General features: G+C 70.6%; 11 protein-coding genes. 9 read left to right on the forward strand and 2 right to left on the reverse strand.

The window, feature by feature from the left end; all coding sequences use genetic code 11:
* The first annotated feature begins 12 nt into the window (after positions 1-12).
* Complete coding sequence (locus ABD295_RS04790; protein WP_344302499.1) at positions 13-2,073, forward strand: APC family permease; 2,061 nt, start codon at positions 13-15, stop codon at positions 2,071-2,073.
* A gap of 13 nt (positions 2,074-2,086) precedes the next feature.
* On the forward strand, positions 2,087-3,223 hold the full coding sequence (locus ABD295_RS04795) for a class I SAM-dependent RNA methyltransferase (RefSeq protein WP_344302500.1): 1,137 nt from the start codon (positions 2,087-2,089) through the stop codon (positions 3,221-3,223).
* Here the strand turns inward: ABD295_RS04795 and ABD295_RS04800 are convergent.
* Together ABD295_RS04800 and ABD295_RS04805 are read right to left on the reverse strand one after the other, a co-directional pair.
* The gene (locus tag ABD295_RS04800) at positions 3,213-4,235 is read right to left on the reverse strand and encodes an NAD(P)-dependent alcohol dehydrogenase (protein WP_344302501.1); all 1,023 of its coding nucleotides are present in this window, start codon (positions 4,233-4,235) and stop codon (positions 3,213-3,215) included. The genes ABD295_RS04795 and ABD295_RS04800 overlap by 11 nt on opposite strands.
* A 40-nt stretch (positions 4,236-4,275) precedes the next feature.
* The gene (locus tag ABD295_RS04805) at positions 4,276-4,920 is read right to left on the reverse strand and encodes a DJ-1/PfpI family protein (protein ID WP_344302502.1); all 645 of its coding nucleotides are present in this window, start codon (positions 4,918-4,920) and stop codon (positions 4,276-4,278) included.
* A gap of 145 nt (positions 4,921-5,065) precedes the next feature.
* On the opposite strand from ABD295_RS04805, the gene ABD295_RS04810 reads away from it, so the two are divergent.
* From ABD295_RS04810 to ABD295_RS04840, 7 genes are all read left to right on the forward strand, one after another.
* A complete protein-coding gene (locus tag ABD295_RS04810; protein ID WP_344302503.1) occupies positions 5,066-7,783 on the forward strand; it encodes a helix-turn-helix transcriptional regulator in 2,718 nt (905 codons plus the stop codon).
* A gap of 156 nt (positions 7,784-7,939) precedes the next feature.
* The gene (locus tag ABD295_RS04815; RefSeq protein ID WP_344302504.1) at positions 7,940-9,253 is read left to right on the forward strand and encodes an alpha/beta fold hydrolase; all 1,314 of its coding nucleotides are present in this window, start codon (positions 7,940-7,942) and stop codon (positions 9,251-9,253) included.
* Positions 9,254-9,483: 230 nt separating this feature from the next.
* Positions 9,484-10,365, forward strand: coding sequence for an MFS transporter (locus ABD295_RS04820; protein ID WP_344302505.1), 882 nt, complete (start codon positions 9,484-9,486; stop codon positions 10,363-10,365).
* A 115-nt stretch (positions 10,366-10,480) separates the two neighbouring features.
* A complete protein-coding gene (locus tag ABD295_RS04825) occupies positions 10,481-11,920 on the forward strand; it encodes an MFS transporter (protein WP_344302506.1) in 1,440 nt (479 codons plus the stop codon).
* 219 nt (positions 11,921-12,139) lie between these two features.
* Positions 12,140-13,489, forward strand: coding sequence for a DUF2254 domain-containing protein (locus ABD295_RS04830; protein WP_344302507.1), 1,350 nt, complete (start codon positions 12,140-12,142; stop codon positions 13,487-13,489).
* A gap of 138 nt (positions 13,490-13,627) precedes the next feature.
* A complete protein-coding gene (locus ABD295_RS04835) occupies positions 13,628-13,984 on the forward strand; it encodes a hypothetical protein (protein WP_344302508.1) in 357 nt (118 codons plus the stop codon).
* A 46-nt stretch (positions 13,985-14,030) separates the two neighbouring features.
* Positions 14,031-14,849: a hypothetical protein gene (locus ABD295_RS04840; protein WP_344302509.1), complete on the forward strand. Its 819-nt coding sequence runs from the start codon at positions 14,031-14,033 to the stop codon at positions 14,847-14,849.
* Positions 14,850-14,892: the final 43 nt, after the last annotated feature.

The raw sequence follows: 14,892 nt of genomic DNA on the forward strand, positions 1-14,892 counted from the left end.
CGCTCGTGCCACGTGGGCGTAGGTGACGTTTCCAAGCGGATCCTGCTGGGACGCAAGCTGCGCAGCTCCCAGCTGGGCGAGACCCTGCTCCCCAAACGCATCGCCCTCCCCGTCTTCGCGAGCGACGCGCTCTCCTCGGTGGCCTACGCCCCCGACGAGGTGTTCCTGATGCTGTCCATCGCCGGCTTCTCGACCTACGCCTGGTCGTGGAAGATCGGGCTCGCCGTCGCCCTGGTCATGCTGACCGTGGTGACGTCGTACCGGCAGACGGTGCACGCCTACCCCTCGGGCGGCGGCGACTACGAGGTGGCCACGGTCAACCTCGGACGGTCGGCCGGCATGACGGTGGCGAGCGCGCTCATCGTCGACTACGTGCTCACCGTCGCGGTGTCGATCTCGTCGGGGGCGCAGTACGCCGCCTCGGCGATCGGTCCGCTGCGCGGTCACGAGGCGACGGTCGCGACGGTGATGGTCATCTTCCTGGCGGCGATGAACCTGCGCGGAGTGCGCGAGTCCGGAGCGTTCTTCGCGGTGCCGACCTACGCCTTCATGGCCGCGATCCTCGGCATGTGCGGGTTCGGCCTCCTGCGCGCGCTCTCCGGCAACCTGCCCGACTCCGAGAGCGCCGACCTGATGATCATCCCCCAGGAGGGCTGGGAGGATCCGCTGACCACGGTCGGGCTGGTGCTCCTGCTCGCGCGCGCCTTCTCGTCGGGCTGTGCCGCGCTCACCGGTGTCGAGGCGATCTCCAACGGCGTGCCGGCATTCAAGCGCCCCAAGAGCCGCAACGCCGCCACCACGCTGCTCCTGCTCGGCGTGATCGCGATCACGATGATGCTCAGCGTCATCACGCTGGCGCACCAGATGGGGCTGAAGTACGTCGACCCGCACGAGCTTGACCGGCTGCGCACGGCAGGCGGCCAGGCGCTGCCCGCCGACTACGACCAGCACCCGGTGATATCGCAGATCGCCTCGGGCGTGTTCGACGGTTTCTCGCCCGGCTTCTACTTCGTCGTCACCGTCACCGGGGTCATCCTGGTGCTGGCGGCCAACACCGCCTTCAACGGCTTCCCGGTGCTCGGCTCGATCCTTGCGCAGGACGGGCTGGCGCCGCGGGCGCTGGGGTCGCGCGGTGACCGGCTGGCCTACAGCAACGGCATCGTCTTCCTCGCGGTCCTCTCGATCGTCCTGATCCAGGTCTTCGACGCCCAGACCACCCGGCTGATCCAGCTCTACATCGTCGGCGTCTTCGTGTCGTTCAACCTCAGCCAGCTCGGGATGATCCGCCACTGGACCCGCAACCTCAAGACGACCCACGACCCCGCTGTCCGCCGCCGGATGATGCGCTCGCGGGCCATCAACACCTTCGGGCTCGGCATGACGGCCGTGGTGCTGGTCATCGTGCTGGTGACCAAGTTCCTGGCCGGTGCCTGGATCACGATCCTCGCCATGGTGACCTTCTTCCTGATCATGAAGGGCATCAACCGGCACTACGAGAACGTCAACCTCGAGCTGGCCGCGGACGAGTCCGACAAGCTGCTGCCCACCAGGGTGCACGCGATGGTGCTGGTCTCCAAGCTGCACAAGCCGACGCTGCGGGCGCTGGCGTTCGCCAAGGCGGCCCGTCCCAACATCCTCGAGGGCGTCTACGTCGGCACTGACCAGCAGTCGACCGACCGGCTCCTCGACGAGTGGGACGAGCGCCGCATCGACGTGCCGCTCAAGGTGCTGCACTCGCCGTACCGCGAGGTGATCCGGCCGATCGTCGACTACGCCACCGAGATCCGCAACGCCAACCCGCGCGGGGTGGTCGCGGTCTACATCCCCGAGTACGTCGTCGGGCGCTGGTGGGAGCAGCTGCTCCACAACCAGACCGCGTTGCGGCTCAAGGGGCGACTGCTCTTCACACCGGGCGTCATGGTGATCTCGGTGCCCTACCAGCTGCGGTCCTCGCAGGTGGCCAAGGAGCGCACCGCCCGCGACCAGACGCGCACGCGTGCCGGTGACCTGCGGTCCGGGCGGGTGGCCGACCCGGAGTCCCAGCAGCAGGTGACCTGGAACCGGCAGGACTGACCGGCCGGTGCCCGTGCCACGACGACGGTCCACGCGACAGGCCACGCGCTCGCGCCAGCCGCGTGGCCGCTCGCGCGTCGGCGAGCGCTTCGAGGCCGAGGTCGGCCCGATCGCGCACGGCGGGCACTGCGTCGTCCGCCTGCTCCAGACAGCCGGCCAGCAGGAGTCCCGTGTGGTCTTCGTCCGGCACGCGCTGCCGGGGGAGCGGGTGGTCGTCGAGATCACCGAGGGCACTGAGGGTGACCGCTTCTGGCGTGGCGACGCGGTCGAGGTGCTGGTTCCGTCGCCCGACCGGGTGGTGGCCCCCTGCCTCGTCGCGGGACCTGGCCTGTGCGGTGGCTGCGACTTCCAGCACGTCACGCCGGCCGCTCAGCGCCGGCTCAAGGCCGACGTCGTGCGCGAGCAGCTGCACCGCCTCGCCGGCCTCGACCTGGAGGTCGAGGTCGAAGCGGTCCCGGGAGACGTCGACGGGCTGCGCTGGCGCACCCGGCAGCGCTACGTCGAGCTGCCCGACGGGCGACGCGGCATGCGCAAGCACCGCTCCCACGACGTCGTGCCTGTCGACGATTGCCTGCTCGAGGCGCCCGAGGGGCCGTCGTGCTCCGTGCTGGGGCGCGACTTCTCCGTGGGCCGCGGTGGTTTCTGGCAGGTCCACCCGGGCGCGCCGCAGGTGCTGGTCGAGACGGTGCTGGCGATGTTGCGGCCGGAGCCGGGTGAGGCGGCGTTGGACCTGTACGCCGGGGTCGGCCTCTTCGCCGCCTTTCTCCTGGACGCCGTGGGGGAGACGGGTCACGTGGTCGCCGTCGAGGCCGACGGGTCCGCGTGCGAGCACGCCGGCGTCAACCTGGGCATCGGCGCGTTCGTCGAGCACGGGCCGGTCGACGAGGTGCTCGAACGAGGGCTCGACCGGCCATTCGACCTCGTGGTCCTCGACCCGCCGCGCGAGGGCGCCAAGCGGCACGTCGTGGAGCAGGTCGTCGCACGGACCCCGCGCGCGGTCGCGTACGTCGCCTGCGACCCCGCCGCGCTGGCCCGCGACATCGCGATCTTCGCCGAGCACGGCTACACGGTGCAGGACCTGCGCGCCTTCGACCTGTTCCCGATGACGCACCACGTCGAGTGCGTGGCGTTGCTGGGATTCAGCCGCTGACCGGCGCAGCTGACATCGCGATGGCGACCTTTCCGCGGGTGGCCCCGTTCTCAAGACGCCGCACCGCGTGGGCGGCACGCTCGAGGGGGTAGCAGCGGTCCAAGGCAGGTATGAGCTGGCCGGACTCGATGAGCCGGGCGAGACGTTCGTAGTCGGTGGCGCGTTCACGGGCCAGCAGCAGGACGAGGCGTTGGCCGATGAAGGGAGACAGAAGCGCTCCGCCGACCTGACGACGCATGCCTGTGATGACGCCGCCGCTCTCACCGCCAACGAAGACAACCGTCCCGCGCGGTGTCAGGGCACGACGCAGCCGGCTCACAGGCGGGTTGCCGGCAATGTCGAGGATCAGGTCGTAGCGGCGCGTGCCGTCCGCCCAGTCGTCGCGGTCGTAGTCGATGACCTGGTGGGCGCCGAGGGCGGCGACGTGGTCGAGCTTGGCGCTGCTGCACACGCCGGTCACGTCGGCGCCCAGGCTGGCGGCCAGCTGCACCGCGTAGCTGCCGACGCCGCCCGAGGCGCCGGTGATCAGCACGGACTGGCCGGACTGGACCCTGCCTGCGTCGGTGAGCGCCTGAAGAGCGGTGCCCGCCGAGATCGGGATGACGGCGGCCTCCGCGAAGGAGAGGCTCGCCGGCTTGTGCGCCAGCCGGTTCTCGCCGGTGACGGCGTACTCCGCAAAGGAGCCGGGCGCCACTCCGTAGACGTGGTCGCCGGGGGAGAAGCGTGTCACCATCGCACCGACTCCCACGACGGTCCCCGCGACGTCGCGGCCGAGCACTGGGTTCTTCGGCCGACGGATGCCGGAGGCGAGGCGCACGGCGTACGGCTTGCCGCTCATCAGGTGCTCCGTGCCGCGGTCGAGCCCGGCGGCATGCACGCGAATCAGCACCTGGTCGTCCCGGACCACGGGGCGAGGCACCTCCGCGAGTCGCAGCACGTCGGAGCTGCCGTAGCGGGTATGGGTGATGGCCCGCATCGTGTCGTTGGAGGTGGCGGTGGCTTCGGGGTTCATGGAAACTGTCCTTCTCGTGGGTGTGCTGGCGGGTGGGGGATCAGACCGTGGGCATGGGGTCGTACTGGATGTAGCGACGGACCTCGCGGGCGCGCTCCACGTCGGTGAGCCGCGCCACGAGGTGCAGGGCCATGTCGATGCCGGCGCTGACTCCAGCGCTGGTGATGATGTCGCCGTCGTCGACGAAACGTGCTGCGACGTCGGTGATGACCGTGGGGTCGAGCTCGGACAGCCGGTTCAGGGATGCCCAGTGAGTGGTGGCCCGACGGCCCGTCAGCAGTCGGGCTGCCGCATAGACGAGGCTCCCGGTGCAGACAGAGGTCATCAGGGGCACGGAGCCGCGGAGGTCGCGGACCCATCCGAGGTGGTCGGGGTTCCGAAGCATCGGCCTGGTGCCGGGGCCGCCCGGGTGGATGAGCACGTCGAGTGCCGGAGCGTCGTCGAACGAGTGGTGCGCCCCCAGCACGAGAGACTTCGCACCGACCACGGGCGCCCCGTCGGCCGACAGGCAGAAGACGTCCCAGCCGTCCTCGGGGCACGTCTGGGTCCAGTGGGAGAGGACCTCCCACGGACCGACTGCGTCCAGCTCCTCCACCCCGTCGAAGACGAGGACGCCGATCTGCCGACGCGGCGCCACCCGCGCGAGTCGGTCGTGGTCAGGGTCAGTGGGGGACGTGGGGTGCATGGGGCCCTCCTCGTGGGCGATCGTCAGGTGGGGCGCGATGACGCCCTACGTGCCCGATGCTGCGGGCAGGAGCGGTGGGGTCGCCCCGGTCAAAGTGCCGGGGTTGCACGGATTGCTCGGGCTCGTGAGCGAGTAGGTTCGGCACGTGCTGGTCGGCCGCGGACCCGAACGAGCGCTCCTCGCGGCGCTCGTCGACCGTGCCCGCCACGGGACCGCCGGCTGCGTCGTCGTTCGAGGTGAGCCGGGCGTCGGCAAGTCCGCGCTACTGGACTCGGTGGTCGCCGACAACGAGGGGACCACGGTGCTGCGCACCCAGGGGCTCGAGGTCGAGGCGCCGCTCGCCTTCGCTGCACTGCACCGCCTGCTGAGGCCGCTGGGCCGGTTGCGCGAGCAGCTTCCGCCGCCCCAGGGGCGTGCTCTCCGGGTGGCGTTCGGTGAGGACGACGGTCCCTCGGTCGAGCCCTTCTTGGTGGGGGTGGCCACGTTGTCGTTGCTGACGGCGGCTGCCGAGGAGAGCCTCGTGCTGTGCGTCGTCGACGACGCGCACTGGTTGGACCCGGCCAGTGCGGGAGCGCTGTTGTTCTGTGCCCGGCGGCTCGGAGCGGACAGGGTGGCAATGGTGTTCGCAGCGCGCGACGATGCGGCACTGGTCTTCGAAGCGCCCGGACTGGCCGACCTGGTCCTCACTGGTCTCGACGCCGAGGAATCCCGCGCCCTCCTGGCCGCCAGGCTGGGTGCTGACCCGGCAGACGAGGTTGCACGACGGCTCATCGCGGAGACAGGCGGCAACCCGCTGGCCCTCCTTGAGCTGCCTGGCGAGCTCACGGAAGCCCAGCTCGAGGGCTCGGCAGCACTGCCGACGACGCTCCACCTCACCGCCCGCGTGGAGCAGGCCTTGCTCGACCGCAGCCGCCGACTGCCGGCGCCGGTGCAGCGCCTGCTGCTGCTCGCGGCCGCCGACGACACAGGCCAGCTCGACGTGCTGCGTCGTGCGGGTGCGCACTGGGGACTGGACGACGACGTGGTGGGGCGTGCGATCGACTCCGGGCTGCTGGTGGACGCGGAGGGCTCGGTGTCCCTGCAGCACCCTCTGGTGCGCTCGGCGATCTACCAGGCCGCCACCGTGGCGGACCGTCGGTCAGCTCACCGGGCGCTCGCCTGGGCGTTGGCCGGAGCGGGGTACGAGGACCGTGAGGTCTGGCACCGCGCCTGCGCCGCCGAGGGACCGGACCCCGACGTGGTCGACGCACTCGAGCGGGTGGGTGAGCGCTCGCAACGGCGAGGTGGCCACGTCGCGGCGCTGGCGGCCTACGAGCGCGCAGCGGAGCTGTGCACCGACGCCGCTCGACGCGCCCACCTGGGCTTCGCCGCCGCACGCAGCGCATGGGCGTGCGGGCAGGCGGCCCGCGCGCAGTCGCTGCTCCGTACTGCTAGGGAGGACACGGAGGACGCCCTCCTGCTGTGTGACGTGGCACGGTTGCGCGGGCACATCGAGGTCAACATCGGCTCGGCCCCCGAGGCGCACCGCATGTTCGTGGACGCCGCGCACGCAGTGCTGCCGGTAGATCCGGTCCGAGCGCTTGACATCGGCGTCGCCGCGGCCGTGATGCGCACCTTCGGTGCCGACAGCGGCACGCCGATGCAGACCGAAGAGCTGCTCACGGCGACGACCGCGGACCGCTCTCCGCGGACACGGTGCCTGCGGCAGATGCTGGTGGCCATGACCCTGGTCGCGGACGCGGACTGGGGAGCCGCAGCGGAGGCGCTCGACGTCGCCCTCGAGATCGGTGCCGCTGTCGACGATCGCGACGTGCTGTGGAACCTAGGCAACGCCGCCCTTCAGCTCGGGGACGACCACCGGCAGCAGCAGTTCTACTCCTTCGCCCTCTCGCGCGCGCGGGAGGTGGGCGCCGCCACCGCGGTGACCTACTGCCTCCAGCGGCTCTGCTTCGGGCACTGGACGAGAGGAGACCACGTCGCCCTGCGCGTCAGTGCCGAGGAAGCCGTGGCCCTGGGCGCGAGCATCGGACAACCGGCGGTGACCGCGCTCCCGATCGCCTGGCTCGTCCTCCTGGCGGCCCAGCAGGACCGGGACGACTACGACGACCTGCTGCCGCGGCTCGAGGAGCTGGTCGAGGCGCATCCGCTCGGCATCATGGCGGATCCGGTGCACGACCTGATGCGTTGGGCCATGGGCATACGTGCGGCGAGCATGGGAGACGCCTCCGGTGCGTTCCACCAGTTCGGCCGCATGAGGATGCCGGTGCTCGAGCGTCTGTCGGCCACCGAGCGGATCGAGGCCGCCGTTCGTGCCGGGGAGGCTGCGACGGCACGAGCCTGGGCCGGGGACCTCGCCGCCTTCGCCGAGGGCACCCGTCGCCCGTGGGCGCTCTCCGCCGTCGCGTTCGGCAAGGCGCTCACGGCCGACGCGGATGCCGAGCCGCTGTTCGAGCGAGCGTTGTCGGACGCTGTCACCGGAGGTCGACCTCTGTACGTGGCGCGGGTCGAGCTTGCGTACGGCGAGTGGCTGCGTCGCAGCCAACGGCGCGTGGACGCCCGCATCCACTTGCGTCGCGCTCTCGAGACCTTCCAGGACGTCCGGGCCCATTGGCTGGCCTCGCGGGCGGATTCGGAGCTGCGGGCCTCGGGAGAGACGGCGCGCAAACGGGACCCCTCGACCCTCTTGCAGCTCACGCCGACCGAGCTCAAGGTCGCCCAGCTCGTCAGCTCGGGCATGTCCAACAAGGACGTCGCGGCGCAGTGCTGGATCTCTCCGCGCACGGTGGCCTTCCACCTGCGCAACGTCTTCGCCAAGGCAGGTGTCACCTCGCGCGGCGAGCTGGCCCGGCTGGACCTGGGCTGAGTCGCTCGCTTCTCTGTCCGCTGCATCCCGGCCATCTGGCCGGGGTGACCGTCCGCCAGACCGACCACTCTCGACCGCAGTGCTACCACCGCCCACCACTGCGAGAGCGAGAAGTCCATGAGCGTCGACGTCCACCGCCGCGTCCGATCGAACGTCATGAGTCCCGGAGTCCGGCCCCCCACTGGGATCGCCCTCGGGTCGATGGCCGCAGGCGCTGCGGCCGCGGCCCTCCTGACGATGCTGGTCCTCCCAGGCGCCACAGAGGGGGTGACGGTCGGTGCGACGCTGCTGGGGTTCGGCCTCGGCTGGGCGATGCTCCGCGTGTGTTCCTCACGGACGTCCAGTCCCCAACCTTGGGCGGCGATCCCGGCGGTCGCGATGGTCTCCACGGGCGCAGCGCTCATGGCTGTGGCGCCGTCGGACCACACGATGAACACGCTCACGTGGGTGTGGCCGCCCCTCGCTCTGGCACTGAGCGTGTGGACGTACCTTCGGATGCAGCGGGATCTGACGGGTCCAGGTCGTTGGCTGGTGACGGTCGCCCTGGTCCTCCTCGCCGTCGCCTCCGTGGGCGCCGGCGTCAGGAACATCGCCACCGACTCCTTCGCCAACACCTATCCGGCGCCGGGTGGTATCTACTCCGTGGGTGACCACGACCTGCACCTCGACTGCCGTGGTCAGGGCCAGCCGACGGTCGTGCTGATCAGTGGCCTCGGCGAGTTCTCCGGGTCCTGGGCCCGGATCCTCGACGGGGTCGCCCCCACCACGCGAGTCTGTGCGTACGACCGCGCGGGTCAAGGCTGGAGCGACGACGTCGACCACCCCCAGGACGGCATTGCTGCCGCCGCGGACCTTCACGCACTGCTCGCAGCCGCCGGTGAGACCGGTCCGTTCGTCCTGGTGGGCCACTCGATCGGTGGCCCCTATGCGATGACGTACGCCGCCAACCACGCCGTCGAGGTGGCGGGCATGGTGCTGCTGGACAGCACCAGCCCCGAGCAGTTCACCGCCATCCCCAGCTACCCCATTCAGTACGCGATGATGCGGCGCGCGTACGCCGTCATGCCCACTCTGGCGCGGCTCGGGCTCGGAGTGGCGCTGGCGGGATCGCACCTTCCCGCCGACGATGCGGCACCAGTGGACGCCATGTCGGCGATGCCCCGGGCCGGGCGCAACGCCCGCGACGAGCTCTCGATGCTCCCCGTGGTGTTCGAGCAGGCTCGGGCACTCACCACTCTCGGAGGCAGACCGCTCGTCGTGCTGACCAGCGCAGAGAACGCCCGCGACACCGATGGCTGGTCCGAGGCACAGGTGGACATGGCAGGCCTGTCCAGCAACGCCGTCACCCACGAGGCAGCAGCCAGCCACGCCGGCATCGTCGAGGACCAGGGAGGCGCCGCAGCGTCTGTGCAGGCCATCACCTCCGTCGTCCAGGCAGTCCGCACCGGGACGCCCCTCGCGACGCGCTGACCCCGCGCCAAAGCAGTGGAACCCGGCCATTCGGCCGGTTCGACCGACCCGGCGCAACAGCACCGTGGAGACATCAACAACGACCCAGGCGGTGAGGACGATGGACAGGATCTCGACGATCTCGGACACGACGCAGGTGCGGCCCCCAGCGCCCTCGTCCAGGACAGCAGTGACGATGACGCGACGGGACCGGGTCGCGCTCGGACTGCTGGCACCGTGGGTGGCGGGCAGTGTTCGTGGTGACCGTTCCGGTGTCCCTGGCCGCCTTCGCGATGGCCCGGCGGGTGCTGGCTCAGGACGCACCGGGTGTCCGGCGTACCGTCGACTGGGCGGGTACTGCCACTGTGACCGGGGCGGTGATCGCCCTCGTGCACGGTGCTGTCGATGCCGTCGACCACGCCTGGACCTCCCCGCGGGTCGGCGGACTGTTCGCCGTCTCGTCGGTCCTGATGGCGACGTTCATCGCCATCGAGCGCCGGGCCGCTGACCCACTGGTCCCTGTCGAGCTCTTCCGGTCGCGCATGCTGCGCACCGGAACGGCCGTCGCGCTGCTCGGCGGGGCGTCCCGCGTTCCGACCTTCGTCCTGGTGGCGCTCTACTTCCAGCAAGTCCTGGCGGTGTCTCCGGAGCGGGCGGGCTTCGCCATGGTCCCCACGTCCCTGACGGGGTTCGCCGTCTCGTTGACGGTGCTACCGCGAGTGTTGGGCGTGATCGGACCGTTGCGCAGCATGGTCCTGGGGCTCGTCGTCCTCGCCGCAGGGCACCTCTGGCTGGCGAACGTGCAATCCGGATCCGCGTACGTCGTCGCCGTCCTCCCGGGCCTGCTGCTCGTCACGACCGGTGTCGCGCTCAGCTTCACCCCCACCACCATGGTCCTCGCCTCTGCGGTGCCCGCCCGCCACACCGGTCTGGCGTCCGGGCTCGCGGGCGCCTCGATGCAGGTGGGTGGCGCACTCGGGACGGCCGCCTTCGTCGTCATCGGCATCTCGTCCGGTCGTCGGGTTGAGGGAGCCCTGGACGCCGCGGGCTTCTCCGCAGCGTTCACCGCAGCCGCGGTCGTCGCGCTGCTCACCGCTGCGCTGGGAGCGACCCTCGTGTGGCCTCGCCCCTGACGCGGCAACCCCGGCCATGTGACCGGGGCGACCAGGTCGCATCCCTTGCAGTCTCGACCTCACCGAACCAGCGCCACAGATCTGCACCGTTCACCACTCACTACCGGAGGCACTCATGCACGGACACCACGGCTCCGCCGTCGAGACGGACGCCCACACCGACACACGACCCTGGGGCCCGATGATCGTCGCGCTCGTCGCACAGGTCCTCGTCGTCATCGACATCTCTGTCGTCAACACCGCGATGCCGACCATCGGCCACGAGCTCAGGCTGGGCAGCAGCGACCTGCAGTGGGTCGTCACCGCCTACCTCCTGCTGTCCGGCGGCTGCCTGCTCCTCGGGGGGAGGGTCGCGGATCTCATCTCGCGTCGTACGGTGTTCCTCACCGGTCTGACGCTGTTCACCACGGCCTCGTTGTTCACCGGTTTCGCCAGCGGCGCGGCCGAGCTCATCGGCGGCCGCGCGGCCCAGGGAGCCGCCGCAGCCCTCATGACACCGGCGGCCCTCTCCATCATCAGCACCACCTACGCAGGCACGCAGAAGGCACGGGGCCTGGCGCTGTGGGGAGCCATCGGCGGTTTGGGCATCGCGGTCGGCGTCGCCCTGGGCGGCGTCCTCACCACGTGGGCCAGCTGGGAGGCGATCTTCTGGATCAACGTGCCGATCGGCGTTCTCGCCATCGCCGCCACCCTCCACGTCGTCGCGAAGGACCAGAAGGGTCCTGCCCGCGTGGCCGAGTTCGACGTGCCCGGGGCCCTCGTCGGCGTCGGTTCGCTGGCCACCTTGATGTTCACCCTGGCTCGCGTGGAGTCACAGGGCTGGGCCTCGGTCCAGACCGCCGTCGGCCTGGGCGTCGCCGGGGTCCTGATGGTCGCCTTCGGGTTCATCGAGAGCCGGGCCACCCAGCCCCTGGTGCATCCGCACACCTGGAAGATCTCGAGCCTGGTGTCCAGTACGACCGTGATGCTCGGCATCACAGGCCTGCTCATGGCGGTGGTGTTCCTGACGTCGATCTTCGGGCAGACGGCCCTCGGCTACTCCGCCCTGGAGTCGGGCTTCGCGTTCCTGCCGCTCGCCGTGACCCTCGTCGTCGGCACTCACCTCGCCGCCCACGCCAGTGCGCACCTCCCGGTGCGGACCATCGCCGCCATCGGGCTGGCCATCGTCTCCGGCGGAGGACTGCTCCTGTCTCGTGCCGACTCGTCGTCCTCGTATGTCGGCGGAGTCCTGCCCGGGCTGTGCCTCGTCGGGCTGGGTGCGGGCCTTGTGTTCGCCGCCGTGGCGGGCACCGCGATGAACGGCATCCCGTCCGAGCACGCCGGCATGGCGTCCGGGTTCCTGATGACCGGGCACGAGGTAGGAGCGGCACTCGGCGTGGCCGTCCTGTCGGCCGTGGCCGGTACGGCCGGCAACCTCACCGCCGCCTCCGGAGTGGTCGAGGCCTACTCCCGCGGCTCGATGGCCATCACAGCGATCGCCTTGGTCTTTGCCGCCGTGGCCGCTGTGTGGATGCCTGCCGGGAAGACCGACGCCGCGCACATGCACCTGCACTGAGAGCTCCCGTAGCCGAGGGACGCGTTTCCTTGCCTGGGGGGCCGGGGCTCAGATGGTGCAGGTCAGCGGTTCGATTCCGCTGGGGAACGCAGTTGGCGGCAAACGATCGCGCCGACCACCACCCTCAACGTTGCGCGGTCATCTTCGCGGAACCGTCCGGCCTGGTTCTCGTCACGCGCGCCGGCGGGTGCGAACCGCGGCGATGAGAGGCTCATGGACATGAGCAACTGGTTGGTCATCGTCCGAGACGCGTTCCGGACCCGGCTGTGGCCGATCCCCACGATCGCGGTGGTGCTCGCCCTCCTCCTGGGGCTGGTCGTTCCAGAGGTGGACTCGTCGATCGACGACGACCTCTCAGGCCGCGTCAGCAACTGGCTCTTCGGTGGGGACGCGGACGCCGCCAGGGCGCTGCTCGGTGTCATCGCCTCGTCGATGATCACCGTGACGGCGTTGACCTTCTCCCTGACGGTGGTGACGCTGCAGCTGGCCAGCAGCCAGTTCTCTCCTCGGTTGCTGCGGACCTTCGCGCGTGACCGGTTCGTCCAGGTGACGCTGGCCCTGTTCCTGGCGACCTTCACCTATGCACTCACCGTGCTGCGCGCGGTGCGCGGCGACGGCGGGGGAGGAGACCTGGTTCCCCAGATCGCCGTGTCGTTGGCTTTCGTGCTGACGATCGCCAGTGTCGTGGGGCTGGTGCTCTTTCTTGCGCACCTGACCGAGCAGATCCGGGTCGAGACGATGTTGCGCAACGTGCACCGCGATGCTGTCGGCACGATGCGCACGGTGCTCGCCGACCGTGACTCTGCAAGCCGCGACCGGAAGAGCGTCCCAGCGCCGCCGTCGAATGCTTCTGTCCTGCTGGTCCCGGACGACGGCTTCCTGACGTGGGTCGACCAGGACGGTCTCGTCGCCGTCGCGGAGGACGAAGACGTGGTGGTCCGCCTAAATGTTCACCCGGGGTCCTTCATGGTCGAGGGAACACCCCTGGGAAGCGCCTGGTCGTCAGGAGCCGGCCCGCTCTCGGCTGAGACGTCGGAGCAGATCGGCGACCGGGTTGCGCGCTGCATCCGCGTCGGCTTCGAGCGGACGTCGACCCAGGACGTCGGTTATGGCCTGCGTCAGCTGACAGATGTGGCGAACAAGGCGCTCTCGCCCGCCATCAACGATCCGACGACCGCCATCCATGCCCTAGGCCGCATCTCGGCGTTCCTCTGCGCCTTGAGCGACCGCGCACTGGGCGATGAAGTGCTGAGGGACGAGGACGGCAGGGCGAGGGTCGTGCTGCACCGGCCCGACTTCGCCAGCTACGTCGATCTCGGCCTCTCGCAACCCCGACGCTACGGGGCCGCCGACCCCCAGGTCCTCACGAGGATCTACCAGGTTCTGCTGGACCTCAGCCACCGGGTGTCAACGGAGCAGCGCTCGGTCGTCCTCTCTGAGCTGGGGCGGACTCGTCAGACGGTCGACGCCCAGCGCTTCGATCCCACGGAGAGGGCCGGACTCGACGCGCTCGGCGTCCGCATCGAGGAGAACCTGAGGGCCCCGACCCGGCAAGGAGCGACTGGGTAATCAGATGTCGACGTGGACCGCGGACCCCGACTCGCGAGAGATCGCAGAGCTGCGAAGACGCTCCGCCCAAGCGGCACTGGACCGACATCGAGGGGCGGGTGCTGCGCGACCTCCGCTGAGCCGTGCCAGGCTGGCGTGATGGCGTCGTACTCGGTGAACCAGGCGGCCGTCGCGCACGCGCGCGACCTGATCGAGAAGAAGCAGTACGTCCTCGACAGCGACTGGGGCGAGGTCCAGCCGTCGGCCGAGGACCAGAACCACTACCTCGAGCGACACTCCTGGGAGGAGTACGCCGCGTGGCACCTCGGCCTGACCGAGGGGGCCAACGACGAGACCAAGGCGCGGCACGCGTTCGTCTACGGCGACTTCCGACGCGTGCACCGCACCGCGCTGATCGCCTGCGTCTATCGCGCGTCGGAGTGGCGGCACAAGTCGGTGGAGCTGGCCGCGCACGACCTGCTCCAGCTGCTCGACCGGACCGCAGGCATCGAGTAGGTCGTCAGGCAGAGGGCCGCTGGTGCGCCCGGCCTAGGCTCACGTCATGGAGCTCATCGTCCTGCTGGTCGTGGTCGCAGTGCTCGTCGCAGGCGCCGTTGTCGCGGGTCGTCGCAACCGGGAGCGCATGGAGCTGCTCCGCGAGTCGGAGCTGGCGCCGGTGCGCAAGCTCGTCTTCGAGGACGTGACCGCCCTCGGCGAGGACCTGCAGGAGCTCGACCTCGAGCTGGGCGGGCACACCCTGGACGAAGGAGCCAACGCCGACTACCAGCGCGCCCTGGACGCCTACGAGGCCGCGAAGGTCTCCGGCGACTCGATCTCTCGCCCGGACGACGTGCGGCACGTCACCCAGATCATCGAGGACGCTCGCTACGCGATCGCGTGCGTGCGGGCCCGGGTCGCGGGGGAGCCCCTGCCGACGCGCCGTCCGCCGTGCTTCTTCGACCCGCGACACGGGCTGTCGGTCGCTGACGTCCCCTTCACCCCGCCGCAGGGCGAGACTCGCGACGTGCCCGCCTGTGCGCTCGACGCGGAGCGCGTCCGTGCCGGGGCCGACCCCGACGCCCGCCAGGTCATGGTCGGTTCGCAGCGGATGCCCTACTGGCAGGCCGGCGGCGCCTACCAGCCCTACGCCCTGGGCTACTTCGGCGCCTTCGGCCCGATGTCCTGGATGTTCATGGGCGGGATGATGTTCGGCGGCTTCGGTGACGGGTACGGAGACGGCGGGGGCGATGGCAGCGACGGGGACGGCGGCGGGGACGGCGGCGGGGAGGGCGGCGGGGACGGCGACGGCGGTGACGCGGGCGGCTTCGACGGCGGCGGGTGGGGCGGGTTCGACGGCGGCGGGTTCGACGGCGGGTTCTGATCCGCGAGCGGGTGGCGCGTACCCCCCTGCGTCAGGTATCTTG

The sequence above is a fragment of the Nocardioides bigeumensis genome, from assembly GCF_039531755.1.
GTDB classification, from domain to species: Bacteria; Actinomycetota; Actinomycetes; order Propionibacteriales; family Nocardioidaceae; genus Nocardioides; species Nocardioides bigeumensis.

Bases quoted from the DNA above. Each gene is read 5' to 3' on its own strand.
- ABD295_RS04835 (WP_344302508.1), top strand. From the start codon at position 13,628: ATGGCGTCGTACTCGGTGAACCAGGCGGCCGTCGCGCACGCGCGCGAC.
- ABD295_RS04815 (WP_344302504.1), top strand. From the start codon at position 7,940: ATGAGTCCCGGAGTCCGGCCCCCCACTGGGATCGCCCTCGGGTCGATG.
- ABD295_RS04800 (WP_344302501.1), bottom strand. From the start codon at position 4,235: ATGAACCCCGAAGCCACCGCCACCTCCAACGACACGATGCGGGCCATC.
- ABD295_RS04805 (WP_344302502.1), bottom strand. From the start codon at position 4,920: ATGCACCCCACGTCCCCCACTGACCCTGACCACGACCGACTCGCGCGG.
- ABD295_RS04830 (WP_344302507.1), top strand. From the start codon at position 12,140: ATGAGCAACTGGTTGGTCATCGTCCGAGACGCGTTCCGGACCCGGCTG.
- ABD295_RS04840 (WP_344302509.1), top strand. From the start codon at position 14,031: ATGGAGCTCATCGTCCTGCTGGTCGTGGTCGCAGTGCTCGTCGCAGGC.
- ABD295_RS04825 (WP_344302506.1), top strand. From the start codon at position 10,481: ATGCACGGACACCACGGCTCCGCCGTCGAGACGGACGCCCACACCGAC.